Raw genomic sequence first — 1,808 nt, 5'->3', positions numbered from 1 at the left:
GTGTGCAGGGACAGCACACCGAGCAGGAACCGGCGCCCGGCGTCCATGTAGACGGAGGCGTTGAACGCGTCAAGGTCCGCGTCGAGCGCGGTGAGTTCCATGCCGAGGACGCGGGTGGCGATGTAGTTGACGTGGAAGGGGTGCGCGGCGGTGTCGAGGAGGTGCCAGGTGTTCTCGGCACGGTCGACGACGACCTTGAGGTAGGGGTGCCCTGCCAGGACGCCGGAGAGCGTACGGAAGAGCGGCAGGGAGAGGTTCTCGCCGACGACCGTGCGGTCGGTGGCCGGTTCGGCGGCGCCGGCGAGCAGCTGGGCGCTCATGCGGAGACCTTCTCGGATCGTGCGGCGGGCAGTACCCGGGGCAGGGCGTCCACCAGGGTCTCGAAGTCGCGGAGCACCGTCCGCGGGTCGGTGGCGGACAGCAGGCACAGGGCCGCCATGGTGTTGGCGCCCGCGGCAGGGTCGTAGACCGGCACGATGCTGCCGTCGCGGAGCGAACTCTCCTCGACCACCGACAGTTCGCTGCCCCGGCTGAGGGGCACGCGCGTCGAGACGGCGGGGAAGTCCCAGACCTTGCGGTCCTGCCAGGCCTCGCCCCGGCCGTCGACCGCGAGGACGACGAGGGAGCCTGCCGCGCCGCGCGCCTGCGCAGGGGTCAGGGCCTGCTCGGGCCACTGGACCTGGTGCCCGATGAGGTGGTCGACGAGCATGCCGACGAGGTCGAGCCCGAAGACCTCCTCGATCTGGGGCACCGTCATCGCGCCGCCGAACCGGGCGGCCGTCTCGATCAGCCACATGCTGCCGTCCGCGCCGAGCTTGATCTCGGTGTGGGTCCCGCAGTCACGCAGGCCGAGGGCGTCGACGGCACGGCGCGCGAGATCCACGATCCGGTCCTGGGCGTCCTGGGAGAGCAGGGCGGGGGTGATGCCCGCGCGCTCGGTGAACGGCTCGATGGTCGGCATCCGGCCGCTGAGGCAGACCGGGTGGAAGGTGCCGTCCGTCACGACGCCCTCGACGCTGACGTAGTCGCCCCAGCCGGGCTCGTCGAACCAGGCCGACGCGGTGCCGGTCACGATCTGTTCGACCACGAAGTCCGCTTCGGCCTCGGCCACATGAAGCTCCGCGTACCCCAACTGGGCTGATTCGGCCATTACTTCACGGGACCGGTCCCAGGCAGCGGACACCTCATGCGGGGAGAGGATGATCTGGTGCGCGGTGGACCCCGCGCTCCAGGCCGCTTTGAGGAGCAGCGGGCAGGGCAGCGACCGGGCCGCCGCGTGCAGCTCAGCCTCGGTGGCGACGGGACGGAACTCGGGCTGCGGCAGGCCGTGTTCCTGCCAGGTGCGCCGCATCAGCCGCTTGTCCCGGGCGAGCGCGGCGGCGCTGCCCGCCCCCGCGAGGCCGAGCGCCTCGCACGCCTCGGCGACGGCCACGACCGCGTACTCGGAGAAGGTGAGCACCGCGTCGGCGCCCACGGCTCTGGCCTCCGAGACGATCAGGGACACCAAGTCGGAGCGCTGCGCGTCCGAAGGCGTCACGATCGAGGCGCACAGTCTCCGGGCTGAGCCTTCCACGGCAGGAGGAAGAGCGCTGAGCGCCAGCAGGTGTACTTCCGCCTTCGCGGCCGTCCGGGACAGGACGTGGCCGAGCGGCGGACCACCCTTGGCATGCACCAACAGCACCTTGCTCACTGAAGTTCGTCTCCATTCATCCGGTGGGTTGCGGGGTGTGTTCACCCGCTCACTCAAGGGGACCAGGTGTCAGGGGCCCGCAACGCCACCGTGGGCGCCCGCGACTCAGGCAAATGCC

At 71.1% G+C, this 1,808-nt stretch carries 1 protein-coding gene and 1 pseudogene; both read right to left on the bottom strand.

Translation table 11 applies throughout. The features are described 5' to 3' along the window. Positions 1 to 320, bottom strand: a pseudogene (locus tag ACFQ7F_RS45805) (phosphoenolpyruvate synthase); the annotation flags it as partial. After that, positions 317 to 1,690 (bottom strand): acetyl-CoA carboxylase biotin carboxylase subunit family protein, encoded by a 1,374-nt coding sequence (locus ACFQ7F_RS45800; RefSeq protein ID WP_383285735.1) that lies wholly within the window; start codon positions 1,688 to 1,690, stop codon positions 317 to 319. The pseudogene ACFQ7F_RS45805 and the gene ACFQ7F_RS45800, both read right to left, overlap by 4 nt. Positions 1,691 to 1,808: the final 118 nt, after the last annotated feature.

This window comes from Streptomyces sp. NPDC056486, assembly GCF_042795295.1.
GTDB lineage: Bacteria > Actinomycetota > Actinomycetes > Streptomycetales > Streptomycetaceae > Streptomyces.
The sequence above is the reverse complement of the archived record's forward strand: the minus strand, read 5'-3'. Positions and strand labels throughout refer to the sequence as shown.